This is a genomic window from Martelella sp. (genome assembly GCF_984369615.1).
On the sequence record NZ_CFHTCS010000031.1, the window covers coordinates 1 to 21,498 of the forward strand.

20 protein-coding genes are annotated in these 21,498 nt (G+C 61.1%); 11 read left to right on the plus strand and 9 right to left on the minus strand.

The genetic code is table 11. The annotated features are described in order from the left end of the window. Positions 1 to 16: 16 nt before the first annotated feature. The 3 genes from AC5DC2_RS04660 to AC5DC2_RS04670 form a co-directional block, all read right to left on the minus strand. Positions 17 to 1,018 (minus strand): branched-chain amino acid ABC transporter permease, encoded by a 1,002-nt coding sequence (locus AC5DC2_RS04660; RefSeq protein ID WP_491697645.1) that lies wholly within the window; start codon positions 1,016 to 1,018, stop codon positions 17 to 19. Positions 1,019 to 1,020: 2 nt separating this feature from the next. After that, complete coding sequence (locus AC5DC2_RS04665) at positions 1,021 to 1,902, minus strand: branched-chain amino acid ABC transporter permease (protein ID WP_024706900.1); 882 nt, start codon at positions 1,900 to 1,902, stop codon at positions 1,021 to 1,023. A gap of 82 nt (positions 1,903 to 1,984) precedes the next feature. After that, a complete protein-coding gene (locus AC5DC2_RS04670; RefSeq protein WP_491697646.1) occupies positions 1,985 to 3,238 on the minus strand; it encodes an ABC transporter substrate-binding protein in 1,254 nt (417 codons plus the stop codon). A gap of 287 nt (positions 3,239 to 3,525) precedes the next feature. Here AC5DC2_RS04670 and AC5DC2_RS04675 point away from each other — a divergent pair, with 287 nt between their 5' ends. Continuing rightward, positions 3,526 to 4,176, plus strand: coding sequence for a TetR/AcrR family transcriptional regulator (locus tag AC5DC2_RS04675; RefSeq protein ID WP_491697647.1), 651 nt, complete (start codon positions 3,526 to 3,528; stop codon positions 4,174 to 4,176). A gap of 206 nt (positions 4,177 to 4,382) precedes the next feature. Here the strand turns inward: AC5DC2_RS04675 and AC5DC2_RS04680 are convergent, their stop codons facing one another. Continuing rightward, a complete protein-coding gene (locus tag AC5DC2_RS04680) occupies positions 4,383 to 5,483 on the minus strand; it encodes an ABC transporter ATP-binding protein (RefSeq protein ID WP_491697648.1) in 1,101 nt (366 codons plus the stop codon). A 193-nt stretch (positions 5,484 to 5,676) separates the two neighbouring features. On the opposite strand from AC5DC2_RS04680, the gene AC5DC2_RS04685 reads away from it, so the two are divergent. The 10 genes from AC5DC2_RS04685 (at position 5,677) to AC5DC2_RS04730 (ending at position 16,287) form a co-directional block, all read left to right on the plus strand. Continuing rightward, the gene (locus AC5DC2_RS04685) at positions 5,677 to 6,393 is read left to right on the plus strand and encodes a GntR family transcriptional regulator (protein ID WP_491697649.1); all 717 of its coding nucleotides are present in this window, start codon (positions 5,677 to 5,679) and stop codon (positions 6,391 to 6,393) included. Positions 6,394 to 6,397: 4 nt separating this feature from the next. Then, the gene (locus tag AC5DC2_RS04690; RefSeq protein ID WP_491697650.1) at positions 6,398 to 7,420 is read left to right on the plus strand and encodes an alpha/beta hydrolase; all 1,023 of its coding nucleotides are present in this window, start codon (positions 6,398 to 6,400) and stop codon (positions 7,418 to 7,420) included. Positions 7,421 to 7,454: 34 nt separating this feature from the next. After that, positions 7,455 to 8,678: an ABC transporter substrate-binding protein gene (locus AC5DC2_RS04695; protein ID WP_491697651.1), complete on the plus strand. Its 1,224-nt coding sequence runs from the start codon at positions 7,455 to 7,457 to the stop codon at positions 8,676 to 8,678. A 139-nt stretch (positions 8,679 to 8,817) separates the two neighbouring features. Then, positions 8,818 to 9,729: a carbohydrate ABC transporter permease gene (locus AC5DC2_RS04700; protein ID WP_491697652.1), complete on the plus strand. Its 912-nt coding sequence runs from the start codon at positions 8,818 to 8,820 to the stop codon at positions 9,727 to 9,729. Further along, the gene (locus tag AC5DC2_RS04705) at positions 9,726 to 10,559 is read left to right on the plus strand and encodes a carbohydrate ABC transporter permease (protein WP_024709879.1); all 834 of its coding nucleotides are present in this window, start codon (positions 9,726 to 9,728) and stop codon (positions 10,557 to 10,559) included. The genes AC5DC2_RS04700 and AC5DC2_RS04705 overlap by 4 nt, the downstream gene beginning before the upstream one ends. A 41-nt stretch (positions 10,560 to 10,600) precedes the next feature. Then, positions 10,601 to 11,491 carry a sugar phosphate isomerase/epimerase family protein gene (locus tag AC5DC2_RS04710; RefSeq protein WP_491697653.1) on the plus strand — a complete coding sequence of 297 codons (891 nt, stop codon included), beginning with the start codon at positions 10,601 to 10,603 and terminating at the stop codon, positions 11,489 to 11,491. Continuing rightward, a complete protein-coding gene (locus AC5DC2_RS04715; RefSeq protein ID WP_491697654.1) occupies positions 11,488 to 12,507 on the plus strand; it encodes a Gfo/Idh/MocA family protein in 1,020 nt (339 codons plus the stop codon). Before AC5DC2_RS04710 ends, AC5DC2_RS04715 begins: the two co-directional genes overlap by 4 nt. Before the next feature lie 121 nt (positions 12,508 to 12,628). Then, positions 12,629 to 12,973: a RidA family protein gene (locus AC5DC2_RS04720; RefSeq protein WP_024709876.1), complete on the plus strand. Its 345-nt coding sequence runs from the start codon at positions 12,629 to 12,631 to the stop codon at positions 12,971 to 12,973. A gap of 73 nt (positions 12,974 to 13,046) precedes the next feature. After that, positions 13,047 to 15,059, plus strand: coding sequence for a transketolase (gene tkt / locus AC5DC2_RS04725; RefSeq protein ID WP_491697655.1), 2,013 nt, complete (start codon positions 13,047 to 13,049; stop codon positions 15,057 to 15,059). 178 nt (positions 15,060 to 15,237) lie between these two features. Next, on the plus strand, positions 15,238 to 16,287 hold the full coding sequence (locus tag AC5DC2_RS04730) for an aldose epimerase family protein (RefSeq protein ID WP_491697656.1): 1,050 nt from the start codon (positions 15,238 to 15,240) through the stop codon (positions 16,285 to 16,287). A 68-nt stretch (positions 16,288 to 16,355) separates the two neighbouring features. On the opposite strand, the gene AC5DC2_RS04735 is transcribed toward AC5DC2_RS04730, so the two are convergent. The 5 genes from AC5DC2_RS04735 to AC5DC2_RS04755 all read right to left on the minus strand — a co-directional run. After that, positions 16,356 to 18,215: a formylglycine-generating enzyme family protein gene (locus AC5DC2_RS04735; RefSeq protein ID WP_491697657.1), complete on the minus strand. Its 1,860-nt coding sequence runs from the start codon at positions 18,213 to 18,215 to the stop codon at positions 16,356 to 16,358. Then, the gene (locus AC5DC2_RS04740) at positions 18,212 to 18,604 is read right to left on the minus strand and encodes a VOC family protein (RefSeq protein ID WP_024709872.1); all 393 of its coding nucleotides are present in this window, start codon (positions 18,602 to 18,604) and stop codon (positions 18,212 to 18,214) included. Before AC5DC2_RS04740 ends, AC5DC2_RS04735 begins: the two co-directional genes overlap by 4 nt. 21 nt (positions 18,605 to 18,625) lie before the next feature. Beyond that, positions 18,626 to 19,987 (minus strand): ABC transporter substrate-binding protein, encoded by a 1,362-nt coding sequence (locus AC5DC2_RS04745; protein WP_024709871.1) that lies wholly within the window; start codon positions 19,985 to 19,987, stop codon positions 18,626 to 18,628. After that, positions 19,984 to 20,817 carry an ABC transporter permease gene (locus AC5DC2_RS04750; RefSeq protein ID WP_491697658.1) on the minus strand — a complete coding sequence of 278 codons (834 nt, stop codon included), beginning with the start codon at positions 20,815 to 20,817 and terminating at the stop codon, positions 19,984 to 19,986. The genes AC5DC2_RS04745 and AC5DC2_RS04750 overlap by 4 nt, the downstream gene beginning before the upstream one ends. A 10-nt stretch (positions 20,818 to 20,827) precedes the next feature. Beyond that, the coding region (locus AC5DC2_RS04755) for an ABC transporter permease (RefSeq protein ID WP_491697659.1) at positions 20,828 to 21,498 on the minus strand (671 nt) is incomplete at its 5' end.

The window sequence follows — 21,498 nt, forward strand, 5'->3', positions numbered from 1 at the left end:
AGGCAGTACACGTATACTACAGCTGTACTAGTACATGTACAGTACAGTACCCTGCACACGTAGTAGATCTAGCTAGTATATGTACGGTACCAGAATTGTAGGTACAGCTGTAGCTCATACGACAAAGTTGGTTTTGTCTACAGTGCTGTGCCGTGCTGTACCACTGTGCGCACACTTGTTGTGTTACCGCATGTGTCCTTGCTTCCTCGCCGAGAAGCAGCAGGATGGCGCCGAACATCGGACCCCACAGCGTGCCCCGCCCGCCGATGATGCAGACGACGGCGATCTGAACGCTGAGCGCCACGCCAAAGACCTTTTCCGGGCTGATGAACAGCACGAACTGGGCATAGAAGGTTCCGCCAATCGCAGTCATGGCGGCGCTCAGCACATAGGCAATGAGCTTGTAGCGCCTGACATTGACGCCGAGCGCGAGGGCTGCCTCCTGGTCGTTTCTGATCGCGGTCAGATAGGCGCCGAAACGCGAGCGCAGGGCCGCGCGGTTGATGAGAAAGGCGAGGCCGACCATCACCACCGCCACGGCGTAGTAGAATTCCTTGCGGGTGTGCTGGAACATCGCCGGCGCGTCGCGCAGCAGCGTTACCTCCAGTCCGCGCGGTCCGCCGAGCAGACCGTGGGTGTTTTCCACGATGATGCGCAGCACCATGGTGGCGGCAATCGTCGCCAGCGCGAAATACGCGCCCCGAAGCCGGAAGCAGGGCAGCCCGATGAGGGCGGCCAGTACGCCGGCGATCACCGCGCCGGCGAGCATGCCGATCCATGGGGTGAGCCCGAAATCGATGAACAGCACGGTTGAACTATAGGCGCCGATGCCGAACCAGGCCGCATGGCCGAGCGAGAGCTGACCGCCGATCCCGCCGATCAGGTTCCAGGCATAGGCAAGATAGGCGTAGAGCAGAACCAGAATGACGATCGAGAGCGAGTAAGGATTGGAAAAGACGAAGGGAATGCCAAGGACAAGAACCGCGACAAGGCCTCCGATAAGCAGTTTCGATGGCATGGTCATTCGCGCTCCAGTCCAAACAGACCCGCCGGCCGGACGTAGAGCACGGCGAGAAATACGATGAAGATCAGCGCTTCGGCGAAGGATACGGGCACGAACTGCGCGCCGACGGATTCGAGAATGCCGATGATGATCCCGCCCCAGAAAGCGCCGCCGATCGAACCCATGCCGCCCAGTACGACGATGATGAAGGCGCGCAGGCCGAAAATGTCGCCCACGAACGGGTTCACCGGATAAAGCGGCACCAGCAGACAGCCGGCGACGCCGACGACCGCGAGGCCGATCGCGAAGGACATCTGGTAGACGTGGGCGCTGTCGATGCCGAGCACGCTTGCGGCTTCCCGGTCCTGGCCGGTCGCGCGGATCATGCGGCCGCTGCGGGTCTTCCCCAGATAGATGATCACGCCGATCGTCACCAATGTGGCGATGACAAAGCCCGCGATCTGCGGCAGCGAGAAGATCAGGTCACCGATCAGGACGATCTCGTTCGACCAGTTGCCGGACATGACCTGGTAATCCGGCCCCGCAATCATCAGGAACAGGTGATCGAGGAAAATCCAGAGGCCGGTGGTGAAGATCAGCACCCCGATCGGCTCCCGGGTTGCTTCCTTGGCGTAGATCGGCTCGATCATGAAGCGCTGGATGTAATAGCCGGCGACAAACAGGATGGCCGCGACGGGAACGATGACGGCGAGAGGATGCAGCCCGAGGCTCCGGGTCGCCCAGACCGCGATATACATCGCGATCATCAGGAATGAGCCGTGGGCGAAATTGATGATTTTCATCACGCCAAACTGGAGGCTGAGGCCCAGGGCAATCAGCCCGTAGACCGCGCCGCTCGCGATCCCGTTCAGGAGCGCCTGAAGTAATATGGTCGACATGGATCGGCCCTTGAATGAGTGTCTGGTGCAGGAGCCGCCCTTCGCGCGAAGGGCGGCGATGCTGACGTTCGATCGGATGGGATCAGTGGGCGGCCTTGCCGGCGGGCCACTTCATTTCGTAGCCGGGGGCTGCAACCTGCTCGGGCCAGACGGTGCGGTAGACGCCATCGGAGATCTGCTGGACGACGAAGCGCTTCCTGGTGTTCTGGCCCTTCTCGTCGAACACCACGTCGTAGCCGAGCAGCTTGGCGACGTCATTGCCTTCGAACCGGGTTTCGGCGAGCGCATCGCGGATTGCGTCCGGCTCGGCGGAGCCGGCGCGTTCCAGGGCGTCCTTGAGGATCCAGACGACGGAATAGGCGACGACCGAGAACTCGGACGGCTCAGTGCCGTATGTCGCGACATAGCTGTCCCAGAAATCCCTGGCGAAAGGGGTGTTGATGGTCGACTCGTAGCCGGCCCAGCCATTGGTGCTGACGATGCCTTCCGTTCCGGCCTCGCCGACGGAGGGAATGAAGGACGGATCGACCTGGCCGGCGCCGCTGCCGATGACCGCCTTGGCGTCGATCTGCATCTGCGCGATCAGCTTGTGAAGCTGGATGGCGTCGGCGGCATAGGCGGTGACCGAAATCACGTCGGGCTTGCGACCCTTTACCTTCAGGACCAACGGCCTGAGATCCGGCGCATTGGCGGGATAGGATTCATCAAGCACGACCTCGATCCCGGCCTCGTCGAAGCGCTGGCGCAGGCGCTGCGCCAGATCCTGGCCCCAATCGGTGTTCTCGTAGATGATCGCCGCGGTTTTCGCCGGGTCGCCGGTCTTCTCGTTCGCCCAGGCCACGAAATCGACAACGCTGTCAGCATTGCCCGAAGAGGGAACCTGCGTGGGGCGGAACACATATTTGTAGCCGCGCTCTGTGATGTCGGCCTTGGCTGCCAGATCGACGATCCACGGAACGCCGTATTTTTCCGCGACGGCCGTGGCCGGAAAGGTGACCGAACTCTGAAAGGCGCCGATCATGACCGAGACGTCCTCGACGGTGATCAGCCTCTCGGCCTCGGTGAGGGCAACCTTGGGATCGCCGCGCGAATCCACTTCGAGAAGCTCGATCGGGGCCCCGTCAAGCGATGCAATCCCTCCGGCGGCATTGATCTGCTCGACCGCCATGTGAGTCGCCCTGCTCATCTCCTGGCCGATCGAGGCAGCAGCGCCGCCCGAAAGCGGGATGATATAGCCAACCTTGACGGGATCTGCAGCGATCGCCGGCAGGACGCCTGTCAGTACGCCGAGCGCCGAAAGCGCAGCGGATGCGAGTAATTTCCGAAAACCGTTCATGTTTCAATCTCCTCCTGCTCTTCATCAAATATGACATTAGTGTCAGCGCCAAATTCGCTTCTACAAACGCAAATCCCGAAGAGTGAAGAATAGATAACTGACACTGATGTCAGTGTCAATTGAAAGCTTCGAAAATCGATTTCCGAGGTTTGCAGCCTCTTGATCAATGGCTCGAATATTAAGGGAAATTTTCCCGATGCAGGCCCTGATTTACGATTGAAACGAGGTGACATAAATGTCAGTGTTGCGGTCAGGCGCGCGACCATAACCGAACAGCGGAACCACTATTGAGACAGCCAGCACACTCCAAGCCAGAGCGCAGCTCGAGCCATGACACCGAAACCCTCATCCTGCAGGCGGCGGAGGCGGTCTTCTCGCAGAAGGGCTACTTCGGAACGACGGTCGCCGACATCGTCGAGCGAGCGGGCGTGAGCAGGGGAGCGTTCTACCTCTATTTCAAGAATCGCAACGAGGTGTTCTCGGCTATTCTTGCGACCGTTGTGGGGGAGATGTTCATGCTGTCTGCCTCGCGCCAGTCGGGCACGCCGCAGCAGCGCGTCGAAAATGCCAATCGCACCTATATGGAGATGTTCTATCGCCACCGGGCCTTCATGCGCAGCGTCATTCAGGTCGCCACCTTCGATACCGAAGTGGCGGAAACGCTGAACGAACTGCGCGCGAAGTTCATCAACCGCGTCCGCGAACATATCGAACGCGGCGTCGAAAGCGGAAAATGCCATGATGTCGACCCGGACATTGCATCCTTCCTGCTGGTCATCATGGTCGAGTTCACATCCTACAGCTGGCTTTCTTTCGACTGGCAGCCGAAATCCGGTGATTTCGATTTCGACAAGGTTGTAAAGGAAGCAAGCAGCATATGGAGCCGCGCCATCTACAAGGTGCCCGAAGGGGATGCCGGATCCGGAAACGAAACGTGAAAACCCGCGCGGGCCTTTGCTGCCATCGTGTTTCGCGGGCGGCAGATCGCCAGGAAGATCGGCGACCTGCCGGCGTCAGTGATCGACGATACGCTCGACGTCTTTAGGATCGATCCATGGCTCGCCCGGCGAACGATCCTTTCTTGCGGATAGGAGCAACAGGCGACGTCCCGCTCGCGGGCGGTCATCGCCTGTTGCCTTGCGCGTCAGACCGTGGCCGCGAGCGGCATGGCCGACATGTCGAGACGGTCACCGCTTTTGCTGTCGAAGAAGTGGATCTTGTTGGCATCCGCGGTGAAATGCAGGATCTGGCCCGGCTGATAGGACGGGTCCGGCGCAAGGCGCGCGGTGATTTCCGTATCGCCGAGCAGGCAGATGGCGTGCGTGTCGGAGCCGAGCGGTTCCAGAACGTCGATCCGGGCCGAAAACAGTGCTTCCTCCGGTGCGCAGGGAATGAGGTGCTCCGGCCGGATGCCGATCTCGACCGCCTTGCCGTTCTCGCCGTCGCTGGCAGCGACCGGCAGGGAGAATTCGTGGAAGCGCAGCTCCGGACGGTCGTTCTCCGAGACAAGACGGCTTTCGATGATGTTCATCTTCGGTGAGCCGATGAACTCGCCGACGAAGCGGCTGACCGGGCGCTCATAGACATGGACCGGCTTGCCCTGCTGCATAATCACCCCGTCTTTCAGGATGACGATGTGATCGGCAAGCGTCATCGCCTCCACCTGGTCGTGGGTCACGTAGATGGTGGTGGTCTTGAGCAGGGTGTGAAGGCGCTTGATCTGGGTGCGCATGTCGACACGCAGCTTGGCATCGAGGTTGGAAAGCGGCTCATCGAACAGATAGACCTGCGGGCGCCGCACGATGGCGCGGCCCATGGCAACGCGCTGTCGCTGGCCGCCTGAAAGCTGGCCGGGCTTGCGCTCGAGCAACTGGGTGATCTGCAAAATATCGGCAGCCTCCCTAACCTGCCTTTCGATCTCGGCCTTGGCGATGCCGCGCATCTTCAGCCCGAAGCCGATATTTTCCGCAATCGACATGTGCGGATAAAGCGCATAGTCCTGAAACACCATGGCGATGTCGCGCTCGCGCGGCTCGAGGTCGTTGACCACCCTGCCATCGATCCTCAGCCTGCCGGCGGAGATTTCTTCCAGACCTGCGACCATGCGCAGAAGGGTGGACTTACCGCAGCCGGATGGACCAACAAAGGTCACAAAAGATCCATCCTCAATAGATAAGTCGATACCTTTAATCGCGCGAAACGCGCCGTAATCCTTGACCAGTTTCTCGAGTTCGATGCTTGCCATCAGTACCTCCCGGATGACCGGGCTCTATACTTTCCGCCCGGATTTTACTTTAAATTCATAGTTTTGCGTGGTCGTCACCGGTCATCAGGCTTGCGGTGGCTGGTGGCGAACCTGACGAAAAAACCGTCTTGCCAAGCTCCGTTGGTATCGCTATATTATCGATAACGTTATCGATATGCAAGCAATGGATTGAATGATGGCGATCGAAAATTTCGGAAAGCAGGGGACGCCCGCGACGGGGTCAACAGGCCGGCGCCCCGGTCGGCGCAGCCTGACCGTCTATGGCGACCTGCAGCGCGACATCATGCTCGGCGACATTCCACAGCTCACCGCCATTCTGGAACTTGATATCGCCGAGCGCTTTGGCTGCAGCCAGAGCACGGCACGCGAGGCCTTGATCGCGCTTGATCATGACGGTCTGGTCGAGCGTCTGCCGCACCGCGGCACATTTGTTGCCGATTCACGGGCCGAGGATGCGCGTGAACTCATCATGATCCGGCGCGAGATCGAATGCCGCGGCGTGCCGCGCATCATGCAGCGCTACGGTTCGCTGCTGCGCAACAGCCTGGTTGAAATCATCATGTCCATGCTTCGCGCCGCGCGGGCCGAAGATGCCTACCTGCTCTCCCAGCTTGACCGTGAATTTCATCTGAAGCTCTACGAGGCGGCCAACCTGCCCTCCGTTCAGCCGATCCTCAGGCGCTGCCTCATCCACAATCACCGCTTCAAGATCCTCAACTCGAAGGATGCACGCGACCTGGTCGAGACGGCCGAGCGACACGAGGCGATCATTGAGGCGCTCGACACCGGCGATGTCGCCGCGGCAAGGGCGGCGCTCTCCCACCACATCACCACGATCGTCGAATTCGGTCCCAGCATTCTGCCGGAAGACGCGCCCGAGGGGAGATGAAGCCATGATGGGGGGAAGTGCACGGGAGGATATCGGCGGCGATCGCTTCGAGGCGCGCGCGCGGGATCGCCTCCTGTCGCCGGAGATGGAAGCCATACTGGCGCGTCTTGCCGAAGAGGATGCGGCCCTCGGCGATCCGACGCTGATGAAGCCCCGGGACGGACGCGCCCAGGCCGAAGCGGTCAACGCCCGCTGGAACCGGGACATGCCTGCGCTTTTCGCCGCAAGCGATTTCGCAATCGAAGGACCGGACGGCAACGCCGTCGCCTGCCGTCTCATGACGCCATCGGGCGATGCCCATGGCCTGATCGTCTTCGTGCACGGCGGCGGCTGGGCGTTCTGCAGCATGGCAACGCATGAACATGCCGCCCGCCGCCTGGCAATCGCGGCGAACGCCCACGTCCTCACCTTCAATTACCGCCTGGCGCCCGAGCATCCCTATCCCGCCGGGCTGGACGATTGCGCAGCGGTATGGAACGCCGTGCTCGAAGGGCACGGGCCGCTTGCAGGCCTCGGCAGGCCGCGCGCGCTGTCGGGCGACAGCGCCGGCGCCAATCTCGCCCTCGCCCTGATGCTGCGCCAGATCGATGAGGGCGCCGCGCTGCCGGATGCAGGCCTTCTTTTCTACGGCGTCTATGACGACGATTTCAGTTCGCGCTCCTATATCGACAGCGCCGAGGGGCCCGGCCTGACGCGCGCGAAGATGATGCGCTACTGGGATTTCTACACGCCCGATACATCCGTTCGCAAAAGCCCGTTCGTCTCGCCGCTCAAGGCTGATGACGCCGCGCTCTTGAAGCTGCCGCCGCTCTATCTGAATGCGGCGGCGATCGATCCCTTGCGTTCTGACACGGCAGACCTTGCCCGCCGGCTCGAAGCGCTCGGCCGGCGGGACACCTACAGACTCTATCCCGGTGTCGTGCATGGCTTCATGCAGATGAACCCCGTTCTCGCCGAAGCCCGGACGGCGGCAGAGGAGGCGGCAGGCGCCTTCTTGGAAGTTGCGGGCAAAATGAAAACCACTTGAACCGCTCACAAGGCGGCACATAGCGGAGGAGCAAATGAGGAAATTACTGACGATTGCGGCGCTTTCGGCGTCGGTCATCGCGTATGGGGCAGCGGCGAATGCCGATGATACCGTGCGTTTCTGGTATCATTTCGATAATGCGGACAATCCGATGTCCGATCTGATCGCCAAATTCGAGGAGCAGAACCCCGGCATCACGATCGAAGCGGAAAACGTTCCCTGGAACAGTTATTACGACAATCTCTACACCTCGATCATCGCCGGCAACGCACCGGATGCCGCCATGGTCAAGCTATATGCCCAGCCGCGTCTGGTCGAAATGGGCGCGCTCGTGCCGATCGACGACTATATCGCCGGCTGGGACGCCAAGGCCGACCTGCAGGATGACCTGCTGGACCTCACCAAGGGCCCCGACGGAAAGCAGTATTACCTGCCGATCCAGTATGTGGTGCTCTATCTCTACTACCGCGCCGATATGCTGGACGAACTCAGCATGGAGGTGCCGAAGACCTGCGAAGAGTTCCGCGAAGCGGCAAAGGCGCTCACCCAGGATACCAATGGCGACGGCAATCCTGACATCTACGGCTTCGGCTTCCGGGGCGCCAAGGGCGGCCAGGAACACTGGGGATCCCTCGTGCTTTCGCGTGACGGCGTCAGCCTTGATCAGCCCGGCGGCCTGACCAATCCGACCGCGATCGAGGGCACGCAATGGGTGGTTGACCTGTTCGAGAAGGACCATGTCTTCCCGCCATCCGCCCCCAATGACGGGTTCAAGGAAGTCACGGGCGCGCTGAAGGCCGGCAAGACGGCCATGACCATCCACCATATCGGCTCGGCCAATGACATGGTGGCGGCCCTTGGCGACAAGATCTCCGCGACCACCGTGCCGGAATGCGGCGGCGGTCATTGGACGACCTTCGGCGATGAATCGACGGCGATCTTCTCCAGCGCGGAAAACAAGGATGCCGCCTGGAAATGGATCTCCTTCCTGTCGTCGACCGGGAACAACAAGGAATTCAACGAGGCGACCGGCCAGCTGCCCGTCACCAAGTCGGATTCGGCCAACTGGACACTGCATCCCAAGCGCTTCGTCGACGCCACGGTTGCCTCGCTGCCCTTCGCGGTGACGCTGCCGAACACGCCGGAGACATCGGACTTCGTCAACACGGTCTGGCCCGTCAACATGCAGCGTGCTCTGACCGGCGAGATCACGGCCGAGAAGATGAACCAGAACATCGAAGAGCTCTTCAATCCGTAAGAGCTGCGTAAAAAACCGTCCGGCCCGAATTCCCCGGGCCGGGCTCCTCCCATCCGTATCACCTTCGAGACTGACCCTTTTGCCGGCCCCTGAGGTGTTGGAGCGATAAGGACGCCGGATCAACCGGCGAAAACGGACCATGACCATGACTGCCCCCGATATGCCGGCGGGGCGCGTGGCGCTAGCCAAGCGCGTCTTGCCCTATGCCCTGCTCTCACCCGCCGTACTGGTGACGCTGGCGATCGTTTTCTTCCCGATGATCCAGGCGGCCTGGATGAGCCTGCACGATTATGTGCTGTGGAAACCCAATGCCATCACCTTTGTCGGTCTGAAGAACTTCGTCGCGGCCTTCCAGGATGAAGTCTTCTGGATTTCCCTGAAACATACCGTGATCTGGATCGGCATCACCATCCCCGCCCAGATGCTGCTCGGCCTGGCGACCGCCATGCTCTTGAACCAGGAATTTTCCTGGCGGCCCCTGGCGCGCGCGCTGATCATCATTCCCTGGGCGCTGCCGAGCGTCGTCATCGGCCTGATGTGGGTGTGGATCTATGACAGCAATTACGGCGTCCTGAACGACTTCCTGCTCAGGATCGATGTCATCAAGCAGTCCATCCCATGGCTTGCCGATCCCGACACCGCGCTTTACGCCATTATCCTGACGCTGACATGGCAGGGCTTCCCCTTCTTCGCCGTGATGATCCTCGCCGCCCTCCAGTCGATCCCGAAGAGCTATTACGAGGCGGCCTCCATCGACGGCGCCAGCAAGTTCCGCCAGTTCTGGCACATCACCCTGCCCGGCATTTCCGGCGTGCTCGTCACCGCTGTGCTTTTGAGAACCATCTGGGTCGCGAACTCGATCGACGTCATTTACGTCATGACCGGCGGCGGCCCCGGATATTCCACCTATACGCTGCCGCTTTATGCCTTCATCAAGGCCCGCACCAATCTCGACTTCGGCTACGGCTCCGCACTCGCCGTGCTCTTCACGATCATGCTCCTGGGTCTTGTCATTGTTTATCTGCGCAAGGTCGGAGGTGACAACAAATGATCGCCGGAAAGAAGTCCAGAACCAGAACCCTCCTGTTCGTCGAACTGCCGATGGTGCTGATCCTGCTGTTCACGCTCGGTCCCTATCTGTGGATGTTGCTGACCTCGCTGACGGCTGAAGACAGGCTCTTCACCCAGGGCCCAAGCATTATCGGCGCCACCTTCGAGAACTATATCCGCCTGTTCAAGACGGTCGGCTTCCTCAACAATATGATCGCCTCGCTGATCGTTGCCGTCGGCACGGTCATCGTCGGTCTGTCGCTCAGCGTCACGGCGGCCTATGCCTTCTCGCGGTTTTCCTTCCGCGGCAAGAAATATCTGATGATCCAGTTCCTGATCATCAACATGTTCCCGATCGTTCTGCTGATCCTGCCGCTCTTCGTTCTGATGCGCGTGCTCGGTCTGCTGGATACGCATCTGGCGCTGATCATCGCCAACTCGACGGTCGCCATTCCCTTCTCCACCTGGATGATGACGAGCTATATCAACGGCATCCCGAAATCGCTGGACGAGGCCGCCATGACCGATGGCTGCACCCGCATGGGCGCGCTGCGCCGCGTGGTTCTGCCGCTGTGCACGCCCGGCATCGTGGCGACCGGCATCTATATCTTCATCACCTCATGGAACGAGTACCTCTACGCCCTCACCCTCGGCGGCCAGAATGTGCGCACCATCACGGTCGCCATCCAGACGCTGATCGGCGAATACGAGGTGCAGTGGGGCCTGCTGACGGCGGGCGGCATTGTCGGCGCGCTGCCGGCGACCGTGCTGTTCCTGATTGTCCAGAAACGTCTCATCAGCGGCATGACCCAGGGCGCGGTCAAGGGCTGATGGCAATTAACCGAAAATAGCAAAGAGAAAGAAAGCATAACGTGACCAACCCGATCGGTATCATATCGATGCAGTTTGCCCGGCCCTTCGGCCGGGAGCACATGCACCTCTTCAGGCACATGAGGACGCTCGGCTTCGACCTTGTCGAACTGCTTGTCCCCGAGCCCGAAGATGGTCTTGACCTCAAGGTGCTCAAGGTAGCGCTGGACGAGGCCGGACTTGGCGTGGCGCTGGCCGCCCGCGTCAATCTGCAGCGCTCGATATCCGATGCCGACCGGGGCATCCGCGAGGGGGGCATGGGCTATCTCCGCCATTGCCTCGAAGTCGCCCACGCGCTTGGCGCCTCAACGCTTGGCGGTCCTCTTTACGGCGCACCCATGGTCTTTGCGGGTCGCGCGCCAACGCCTGTCGCCGAAGAGGAAATGAAAGCCCGCGCTGCGCGGGTGATCGAAGGGCTTGGCGTTCTTGCGCCCGAAGCCCAGGCGGCCGGCTGCAAACTCGCGCTCGAACCGCTCAATCGCTACGAGACCGACGTCATCTCGCTGGTCTCGCAGGCCATCACCGTCGTCGATGCCGTCAACCACCCGGCCCTCGGCGTCCTTTTCGACACCTTCCACGCCAATATCGAGGAAAAGTCCATTCCCGATGCGATCCGGCTTGCGGGGAACCGCATCGTCTATTTCCAGGCGAACGAGAACAATCGCGGCTATCCGGGCACCGGCCATATCGACTGGACCGGAACCATGCAGGCGCTCGCCGATGTCGGTTATCTGGGCCCGCTGACGCTGGAGCCGTTCCGCCGTGACGATGACGAGCGCATCGGCCTGCCGATTGCCCAGTGGCGGCCTCCGCATGAAGACGAGAGCGAGAAGCTGAAATCGGCCATCGCCTTCATCCGCGGCCTTCTCGCGAAGACGGGAGGTCGGGCATGACGCTGAATATCGGCTGGATCGGCTGCGGCCGCCATGCAACCCATATGCTGATGCCGCAGCTTGGCCGCAACGACATGCGCATTGCCGCCGTCTGCGATCTCAACCGTGACGCGGCAGCCTCTGCCGCGTGGCAATATGGCGCCGAGGCCGTCTACGGCGATTATGCGGAGTTGATCGCCCACAAGGGACTTGATGCCGTCTGCATGGCCGTCGGCCCCGACCTGCATCGTGTTGCGTCAATCGCGGCGCTCGAAAGAGGCCTTCCGGTGTTTCTCGAAAAACCGCCGGCGCGCGATGCCGCCGGTGCGCGGGAAATCGCCGCCGCCGCGGGAAAAGCGGGCAAGCCCGTCATAGTCGGTTTCATGAAACGTTATTCGACCGGCAACCGGATCGCCGGCAACATCCTTCGTGGTGAAAGCTTTGGCAAGGTGCTCGGGGTCACCGGTTCCTATATGTCCGGTCCCGCCTATTTCGCCGGCGTGCCGGACTATTCCGGCTTCTACCTGCACCACTGCGTCCACTACATGGACCTGATCCCGTGGTTTGCAGGATCGGCATTCGATGACATGGCGGTACGCACGGTCGAGACCGCGCCCGGCCATCTGCTGCTGCACCTCAATTTCACCTGCGAGAACGGCGCGATCGGCACCATTGTCATGGGCACGATCCAGTCGCGCGGGACGCCGACGGAAGACATCACGATCATGGGCGATCATCGCCGTATCGAGATCGAGAATGTCATCAATGTCCGCTATTTCCGCGATCCGCCGTTCAAGGCGGAGGACCCGGCAGCGAGCCTCGCAGGCGGCGCCGACACGCTGAGCTGGACGCCGAATTTCACCGCCGCCGCCAATGAGGACCACAAGGGCTATGCCGCCCTGATGGCCGATGCGGCGAAAGCCTTCCGGGGCGAGGCAAACACCGCCCCCGATATCACCGATGGAGTGAGCGCCATGGAGTCGCTTGAACGCATGACCGCCCTTATCGACGATGATCTCAGGAGACGCCGGAAATGACGGACTGAGGAGAAACATGCCGGATGCGCGCAATCCGCGCCTTTGCCGGAAGACGAAAACGGGGCTTGCCGCGCCCTTCCACAAGCATTGCGGCAAGCCCCTCACAAGGAAAGGAAACACCGTGACAAACAGATATCTTCCAACCCCTGTCCTCAACCGTGTCGTCGAAAAAGACGGATTGGTCTTTGTCGGCGGCACCGCATGCGACGACACAAGTCTCGATATTGCCGGACAGACCCGCCAGACCATCGCCAAGCTCGAAACCTATCTTGAGGCTGCGGGCTCCGACAAGTCCAAACTGCTGTTCGCGACGATCTATCTCTCCGATCTCAGCCTGAAACCGGCCATGAGCGATGTCTGGGCCGAATGGATCCCGGCCGAAAGCCTGCCGGCGCGCGCCACCATCTGCCCCGGTGATCTTGGCCCTGGCGTGCTGATCGAAGTCACCCTGATCGCCTACAAGTAATGATCCGGGAAGCCCTGAGCCCCGCGCCCCAATGCGCCGCCTCCTGCTTTCCCCAGCCTTTCGAGACAAGAAAATGCTGAACAAATCTCCCGCCACCGCCTCGTCCACCGAGCTTGCAAACACCGTCCGCGTCCTGTCCATGGATGCCGTTCAGAAGGCCGTTTCCGGCCATCCCGGCATGCCGATGGGCATGGCCGAAATCGCCGTCGCGCTGTGGACCCGCCACCTGAAGCACAACCCGAAGAACCCCCAATGGTATGACCGCGACCGCTTCGTGCTGTCGAACGGCCACGGTTCGATGTTGCTCTACAGCCTCTTGCATCTGACCGGATACGACCTGTCGATGGACGATATCCGCAACTTCCGGCAATTGCATTCCAAGACGCCGGGCCATCCCGAACATGACGTGACGCCCGGTGTCGAAACCACGACCGGCCCGCTCGGCCAGGGCATTGCCAATGCCGTCGGCATGGCCGTTGCCGAAAAGATGCTGGCAGCAAGCTTCAACAAGCCCGGCCACAGAATTGTCGACCACAACACCTTCGTTTTCCTCGGTGACGGCTGCCTGATGGAAGGCATTTCGCACGAAGCCTGCTCGCTCGCCGGCACGCTTGGCCTCGGCAAGCTGATCGCGCTTTACGACGACAACGGCATTTCCATCGACGGCCATGTCAGCGGCTGGTTCACCGATGACACGCCGAAGCGCTTCGAGGCCTATGGCTGGCAGGTGATCCGCGATGTCGATGGCCATGACGTCGATGCCGTCGATGCCGCGATTGCCGAAGCCAAGAAGAATACCAAACAGCCGACGCTGATCTGCTGCAAGACCACGATCGGCAAGGGCTCTCCGACCTATGCCGGGGATGCCCATTGCCACGGCAATGTTCTCGGCGACGAAGAGATTGCCCGCGTGCGCGAAGCGCTCGGCTGGACGCTGCCGCCCTTCGAAGTGCCGGAAAATGTCTACGAGACCTTCAATGCCGAAGAGGCCGGGAAAGAAGCCGAAAGCGCATGGGATAAAGCCTTCGCGGCTTATGAAATGGCCTATCCCGCTGAGGCTTCCGAGTTCAAGCGTCGCATGAGCGGAGAGCTTCCTGCCGATTTCGATGCCGAGATGGGCGCCTTCATCGCCTCCGCCGAAGGGCTGACGGACACGATCCCGATGCGCAAGGCGAGCCAGAACGTGCTGCAGATGCTGGGCGACGAACTGCCGGAACTGGTCGGCCTGTCCGCAGACCTTGCAGGTTCGTGCCTTTCCATCTGGGACAAGATCGAGCCGGTGACGGCGGAAACCGGCGGCAACTACATCTATTGCGGCGTGCGCGAGTTCGGCCTCGGCGCGATGATGAACGGCATCTTCCTGCATGGCGGTTTCCGGCCCTTCGGCGGCGGCTATGTGGTCTTCTCCGATTATCAGCGCAACGCCATCCGCATGGCGGCGCTGATGAAGCTCGGCGTCGTCTATGCGCTGTCGCATGACTCGATTGCCGTCGGCGAGGACGGTCCGACCCACCAGCCGATCGAGCATCTGGGCTCGCTGCGCCTGATGCCGAACCTCGATGTCTGGCGCCCGGCCGATGCCGTTGAGGCGGCAATCGCCTGGGAAACGGCGCTGAAGCACACGGGCACGCCGACGCTTATGTCGCTCAGCCGCCAGGTTCTGCCGCCGCTTGCCCGCTCTGCCTCGCAGGCCGAAGCCATCCGCCGGGGCGGCTATGTTCTGGCGGAAGCCGAGGGCGCGCCAGCCGCCGTCATCATCGCCACGGGTGCGGAAACCCGCCAGGCGCTCGACGCAAGAGAAGCGCTTGCGAAGGAGGGCATTCAGGTCCGCGTCGTTTCCATGCCGTCGACCTTCGTTTTCGACAGCCAGGACAAGGCTTACAAGGCAGAGGTCCTGCCGGCCGGTATCCCGCGCGTTTCCGTCGAAGCGGCCGGAACCGAATACTGGCGCAAATATGTCGGTCTTGAGGGCGGTTGCGTCGGCATCGACACATTTGGCGAATCCGCTCCCCCGCCGGTCCTGTTCGAACTCTTCGGCATCACCGCCGAAGGGGTCGCCAAGACCGTGAAATCGGTGATCGGCTAAACGCGAGGGTCTGTCATCGTAGAGCGCCGCCCTTCCGGCATTGGTTGGGGCGGCGCTTGCGACATGAATGAACAATGCCTGGCGCTGGCCGCCGGGCCTGCTGCATAACAAGGAAAGGAGCGTCTACGCCTATCGAGAAGGCGAACGACGTCTCCGGCATTTTCGGGAGGAGGCTGTCTTGGCCGGTCACACAATTGCACATGCCGTCATCGGCGAAATCGACGGACAGGCGGTCGATGCCTATCGCCTGAAGGGCGGCGACACTGAAATCGAGGTGATGACCTATGGCGCGATCCTGCGTCGGGTCATGCGCCCGGATCGCAACGGCACGATCGAGGACATCGTCATCGGCTATGACGATCCGGCCGATTATGTGACGAAACCCGGCAATGCCGGCGCCATCTGCGGCAGGCTTTCCAACAGGCTCGCTTTTGGCAGGTTCACGCTCGACGGCGTCGATTATCAGCTTCCGGCGAATTCCGGCCCGCACCACCTGCATGGCGGGCTCCCCGGTTTCGGCAAGCGTTTCTGGAAGGCCGAGCCCGACCCGGAGATCAATGCCGTCACCTTCCGTATCGGGAGCCCGGACGGCGATCAGGGCTATCCCGGCGCGCTCGATGCAAGCGTGACATACCGTGTCGATGACGGCGGCGCGCTTGCCATCGAGATGGAAGCGGTCACGGATCGGGCCACCATTCTCAACATCATCCATCACGGCTACTGGAACCTTGCCGGTCATGCCAGCGGCAGCGTCGAGAACCAGCATCTGCGCCTGCTCTGCGACGGCTATACGGCGGTGAGCGAGGACAAGATTCCGTCCGGGGAGATCGTCGCGCTCGCCGGCACGCCCTATGACTTTACCGAAATGCATCCGATCGGCGACCGGATTGGCGAAACCTGGCCGGGCGTGGGGTATGATCACAATCTCTGCGTCGCCGGCTACGACGGCGCGATGCGGCTGGTGGCCGAGGCCGAAGATCCGGAAAGCGGGCGCGGTTTTCAACTCTTCGCAAACCAGCCCGGCGTCCAGTTCTATACCGCCGGCCACTATCAGGCACAGCCGACTGAAGGCAAGAGCGGCGCTCTTTACCGGGAGTTCGCCGGTTTCGCGCTCGAGACGCAGGCCTACCCCGACAGCCCCAACCACGAAAACTTCCCCTCCGTCGTGCTGCGGCCCGGCGAAACCTACCGCCACCTGATGCGGTTCGATTTCACGGTGAAACAATAAGGCCTCGCGTTCTCAAAGGGATGAGCCGACGTCCGGCAGCCAGGCATTTCAGAGAAGCCTATTCGCACTTATCGTTCTGAAGAGACGACAATGCGAAAGCCGTTTCCGCGCCAGGAGCCGGCCGGTTCCAGAGAGCCCCGATAGACACCGTTGGCCTTCCAATCGGGGCTTGAGAAACAGCCGCCGCGCAGAACACGGCGAATGTTCCCCGGCGCATCAAGCGCCTCGCGGCCATCATCGGCCCATGGGAAAGCAAAGTCCGGCCTTGTCATATCCGGTCCCCAGAGCGTGGTGCACCATTCCCAGGCCTGACCGGCCATGTCGTCGCAGCCAAAATCCGAACGGCCTTCGGGAAAGAGACCGACCGTACAGATATCGTTGAAGCCGGTTTCCTCGCCATTGGCATGCTCCGGCTCCCAGTCATTGCCCCAGGGATAGAATTTGCCCTGTTGGCCCCGAGCGGCAGCTTCCCATTCGCGTTCCATGGGCAGGCGAACAACCTCGTCTTCGCCAATGCGGCTCTCCCGCCGCCAGCGCTCGGTCAACCATTGACAATAGGCACGCGCATCATGCCAGGTCAGATCGGTCGCCGGGTGAGACGCGCGTTCTGGCTGACGCCCGCTCATGCTCGACCAGTTGCGACCGGTTTCTTCGATGAAACGGCTATAGTCGGAATTGACCACCGGATAACGCCCTATCCGGAATGAACCGACCGGCGCGCTATGGGCAGGCTCCGAGTTCGGATGGATCTCACCGCCCATATCGTAGGTCCCGGCAGTGACCGCAACAAGCTCGCGCAAGTCACGCGGATCACCCAGGCGCGCGAGTGTTTCACCGGCACTTCGACGAAGCCGTGCCGGCGCGCCGCCCGCTGCGATCGCCTCTGCCAGCCTTTCGGTGACGATTTCAGCCTCTTCACCCAGCCGGGCACACAGCACACCCGCCGAAATCAGGACAGAAAGCCCGCAGTCAATGGCGGCCAAAGCGCGCGCCAGCGCTTGCGCCCGCTGTGTGCCCGGCACCACCGACCGGCAATAAAGGGAAAGTGGACCGGACCATACTTCAGGGCCCGTCGTCACCTTTCGCACGATCTCATCGACGGACATCGCCTTGAGTTCAGCCGCGCGCCGATAGTCGCGCACCCATGCAAAAGACGATGACGCAGCCTCGCCGAGTTCCATCACGGGAACGGCACGTCCGGCCTCCATGGAAACGTACCAGCGCCCCGGAAGAATATAGTCCTCCTCCGCGCAGGGGTCATCGATACCTTCATCTGCGAGCAGTGCGGCACGCGCGCTGCGCGGCAGGCCCAGAAGTCCATATTCAGGCAAGCTGGCCGGGCGGCGAATGCTCTCGAGTGCGTGGCTTTCGCACAGAACCAGAAGACGAAAGCGCTTGGCCTGGGCTCCGACTTCCAACAGATGCTTCAGAAGCGCTTCGGGATCGTCACGGGTTTCCAGGGCATCGACAATCAGAAGAAACGGCGCACGATCCTGCTTCAACGCATTCGCAAGCGTAGCCGCGACATCCTCGCCTGCCCGGCAGACCACGACATCCGGCAAGGTTTCCGGTATATCCTGCCCCAGGCAATCCCCTTCGCTATTGCGATAGGCGGGCGAAGCCAGAAATGTCCGGTCAAACGCAGACTGCCCATCTGCCTCGCCATGCACAGCTTTTTCAAGCATCTCGGCGAAACAGGTCTTGCCACCGCCATGGGGAGCATGCAGCAGCAGGTTCGGAAACATGAACACCATTTCCGCCGCTGTGAAATGCACCGGACGCTGCGGCCCGCCATCCTCATCACTGAAGGCGCGCAGGCCCTTGGCATCCCGATCTTCATGCGTGAAGCTGGCAAGCAAGGGCAGGAAAACGCCCCTCCAAGCACCGCCGCCATTGCCGCTCATCTTGCGTTCGAAATCATCGGTCATTTGAAAAGCTTGGCGACTTCCGGATTATGAAAACGCTGAATCTCGACGGCATAGCCGGCGGGATCCTCGAAAAAGAAGTGCTCGCAGTAATTACCGCGCAGCATTTCGGAAAGCCCGGTCACGCCAATCTTTTTCAGCTTTTCATGCCAGGCTTCGACCTCTTCGGTCACGATCGTCAGCAGGGCCGCACTTTTGGGCTGATGCTTGATATGCCCCTTGTTGCCATCAACAATGCCAAAATAGGCATTGCCGGCAATGCGGTAGATGCGCGCCAGGCCCTGATCGAGAACAAGTTCCAGTTCGAGCACCTCTTCGTAAAAAGGCGCCACGGCCAGAATGTCCTCGTAATAGAAAAACGTAATGGCGCATTCTTTCGGCAAAGTCGTCATGCATTCATTCCTTCTATGGGGTCAGGCAACGCGCAAAATGCCCTTGGGATCGAGGCTGAAGCCCTCGACGCCGGGCTTGTGCGCCATGCAATCAATCGGGTGAAAAAGGTAGAGCCAGTGCGGGTTCTCGCCGAGATGGCGAAGAAGCCGGCTATAGGCTCCGGCGCGCGCTTCCGCGTCAACGATCCGCCGCGCATCCTCAAACAGCGCATCGGCAGTTTCGTCCACAACGCCTTGCCACCAGACGGCCCGCGAGCGGCTCGATATTTTGTCATCCAGCACACGAAAGGTGCTGTGCGGCGAAGAATCGAAGATCGCGAGATCGCCGGTTTTCTTCTCGCCAAGCTGCCGCGCATAGCTTGGCCGGTCTTCAGCGACATCGATGGTGACGGCAAAGCCCACCGCTTCGAGACTATCCTTGATAAAGGCTGCGATCTCGGGCGCTCGCTCCGGCATGTAAAGCGGCGTTCGCAGCGTAACGGCAGGCGCTGTACCAGCTTTACGAACCAGACCTGCTGCACGCTCGGGATCGTGGGGAATCTCCGCAAACGCCTCGTTCATGCCATTGTGAAACGGACTGACGATGGTCTTCGCAGGCACGCCGAGGCCGCCCATCACGGTCTTGATCAACCGATCCCGGTCAATTGCCAGATTGGCAGCAAGACGCAGCGCAGGGTCAACAAACGCCCCTTCCCGCCCGTTCATGTAGGCAATCACGGACATGGTGGTGGCCTGCTCGTGCCAGACATGGCCGGCAAGCGCGCGGATCGGCGTTTCAAGCCTTTCCAGATGCGTGGCAAGGTCTACCTCATGCGTCTGAAGCGCCGCAAGCCGCGCCTGCGGGTCGGCGACGGCCACAAGCGTCAGGCTTCGTCCATCGCCATGCTTTACGACGACGGCTTCGCCGCGTTCAAACGCTTCCACGCGCCACGGCCCCGTACCCAGCGTCGGCCGCCCTTCCGCGTCCAGCTTCGGCAGATAGAATTCGGACAGGATATCGGGCAGGTCGGGAAAGGGCTTCGGTGTTGTAATCTCAAGCGTCGGTCCCTCTGCGCGGATTGTCGCGCCTTCAAGATAGCGCGCATAGGACCAGGGCATGCCAAACATGTCACGTGCATCACAGATCGCTTCAATGAAACGCCTTGCATCCTCTGCGATGACGGCCGTGCCGTCGTGATAGGTCGCGCCTTCACGCAAGGTGAGCGTCCACTTGCATCCATCTTCAGAAATCGACCATTTTTCGAAAAGGCCGGGGCGAGCCGCACCGTTTTCCCAGCGCAACATGGGCTCCATGACCAGGTTTTTCAGCGTCAGGATGCTGGCATCATCGGTTACTCTGTCTGCCGGCAGAAAATCGATCTTCTCGAGCGCGATTGTAATCATGCTGCGCTCCTGCGGCGCGGATTGAACCAGTCGGCGAGCGAGTCACCGATAAGGTTGAAGGACAAAACCGTGATCAGGATTGCAAAGCCCGGAGCAAAGACCGTCCAGGGGCTGGACCGGACGAAACTGAGATTGGCCGAGACATCCGCGCCCCATTCCGGCATGGGCGGTTGCGCGCCGAGCCCGAGAAAGCCAAGCGCCGAGGTCTGCAAAATCGCGCTGCCAAAGGCGAGAGACGCCTGCACCAGAAGCGGACCGATCGAATTGACCAGAATATAACGGTTCAGGATCCTGGCGCGTGGCAGGCCGAGCGCATGAGCCGCCTCGACATAAAGCCGTGAGGAAACACCGAGTGCCTGCGCACGGGCAACGCGAGCAAACTGCGGCGCAAGCGTGATGGCAACGGCCAGCATCGCATTCTGCAGGCTGGGACCGAAAGCGGCAGCAAGCGCAATGGCCAGAACCAGCGCGGGAAACGACAGGATCGCGTCGACAACGCGCATGATGATGGTATCGACGAAGCCACCGGCAAAGCCCGCAACAAGGCCGAAGAGCACACCGACGGCAAAGGCGATCGCCACTACGAATACGCCGATCGCCAGCGTGTAGCGACCACCGTTCAGAACCCGCGAGAGCATGTCTCGTCCAAAGTTGTCGGTGCCCATCGGATGCAAGAAGGATGGCGGCTGCAGCTTGACGGCCATATCGATCGTCAATGGCGACGGCAGGAAAAACGGCCCGATGGCAATCGCAATCAAAAGCACGCCGAGCACGATGGTTCCGACAAGAGCGAGGGTATTGTTCCTCAAAAATGTGGTCAGTTCTTGCATCGCTCTTTCCTCAGCTCATTTTCCGGCGAACGCGTGGGTCAAGCAGCGCATAGAGAATATCGACCAGGACCGAGGTCAGCATGAACATCAGCGCGAAGACCAGCGTCGCCCCCTGGATGACGGGATAGTCGCGGTTGCGGATGGCTTCGTACATGAAGCGACCGATGCCGGGCCAGGAGAAGATGGTTTCCGTGAGGATTGCACCGCCGAGCATTTCGGCAAACTTCAGACCGACCACCGTGATTGCTGGCAGCAGCGAATTACGCAATGCATGCGTATAGACGACGTCGCGCTGGCTCAGCCCCTTCGCGCGGGCGGTGCGGACAAAGTCCTCGTCCATCACTTCCAGCATGGTCGAACGCACGAACCGGCCAAGCGTGGCAGCAAGAAAGACGGCAAGTACGGTGGTTGGCAGGATCATATGCGCAATGGCGCTGCCGACGGCGCCCGGCTCGCCGGAAAGCGCAGCATCGATGATCGAGAAACCGGTAACGCGATCAACAAAAATATAGGAGGACATGCGGCCGGAGACCGGCAGCCAGCCGAGCCATGTGGCGAAAATCAGCTGAAGCAGCAGCGCCAGCAGAAAGGCCGGCATCGAAACGCCTGTCAGGGAAATGACGCGAACCGTGTGGTCGAAGCCGGAATTGGCGCGGGTTGCCGAAATCACGCCAATCGGAA

Excerpts from the sequence above, each read along its gene's own strand:
- tkt (WP_491697655.1), top strand. The coding sequence starts at position 13,047 with ATGCTGAACAAATCTCCCGCCACCGCCTCGTCCACCGAGCTTGCAAAC.
- AC5DC2_RS04685 (WP_491697649.1), top strand. The coding sequence starts at position 5,677 with ATGATGGCGATCGAAAATTTCGGAAAGCAGGGGACGCCCGCGACGGGG.
- AC5DC2_RS04745 (WP_024709871.1), bottom strand. The coding sequence starts at position 19,987 with ATGATTACAATCGCGCTCGAGAAGATCGATTTTCTGCCGGCAGACAGA.
- AC5DC2_RS04740 (WP_024709872.1), bottom strand. The coding sequence starts at position 18,604 with ATGACGACTTTGCCGAAAGAATGCGCCATTACGTTTTTCTATTACGAG.
- AC5DC2_RS04665 (WP_024706900.1), bottom strand. The coding sequence starts at position 1,902 with ATGTCGACCATATTACTTCAGGCGCTCCTGAACGGGATCGCGAGCGGC.
- AC5DC2_RS04690 (WP_491697650.1), top strand. The coding sequence starts at position 6,398 with ATGATGGGGGGAAGTGCACGGGAGGATATCGGCGGCGATCGCTTCGAG.
- AC5DC2_RS04700 (WP_491697652.1), top strand. The coding sequence starts at position 8,818 with ATGACCATGACTGCCCCCGATATGCCGGCGGGGCGCGTGGCGCTAGCC.
- AC5DC2_RS04670 (WP_491697646.1), bottom strand. The coding sequence starts at position 3,238 with ATGAACGGTTTTCGGAAATTACTCGCATCCGCTGCGCTTTCGGCGCTC.
- AC5DC2_RS04705 (WP_024709879.1), top strand. The coding sequence starts at position 9,726 with ATGATCGCCGGAAAGAAGTCCAGAACCAGAACCCTCCTGTTCGTCGAA.
- AC5DC2_RS04750 (WP_491697658.1), bottom strand. The coding sequence starts at position 20,817 with ATGCAAGAACTGACCACATTTTTGAGGAACAATACCCTCGCTCTTGTC.
- AC5DC2_RS04695 (WP_491697651.1), top strand. The coding sequence starts at position 7,455 with ATGAGGAAATTACTGACGATTGCGGCGCTTTCGGCGTCGGTCATCGCG.
- AC5DC2_RS04660 (WP_491697645.1), bottom strand. The coding sequence starts at position 1,018 with ATGCCATCGAAACTGCTTATCGGAGGCCTTGTCGCGGTTCTTGTCCTT.
- AC5DC2_RS04680 (WP_491697648.1), bottom strand. The coding sequence starts at position 5,483 with ATGGCAAGCATCGAACTCGAGAAACTGGTCAAGGATTACGGCGCGTTT.
- AC5DC2_RS04715 (WP_491697654.1), top strand. The coding sequence starts at position 11,488 with ATGACGCTGAATATCGGCTGGATCGGCTGCGGCCGCCATGCAACCCAT.
- AC5DC2_RS04735 (WP_491697657.1), bottom strand. The coding sequence starts at position 18,215 with ATGACCGATGATTTCGAACGCAAGATGAGCGGCAATGGCGGCGGTGCT.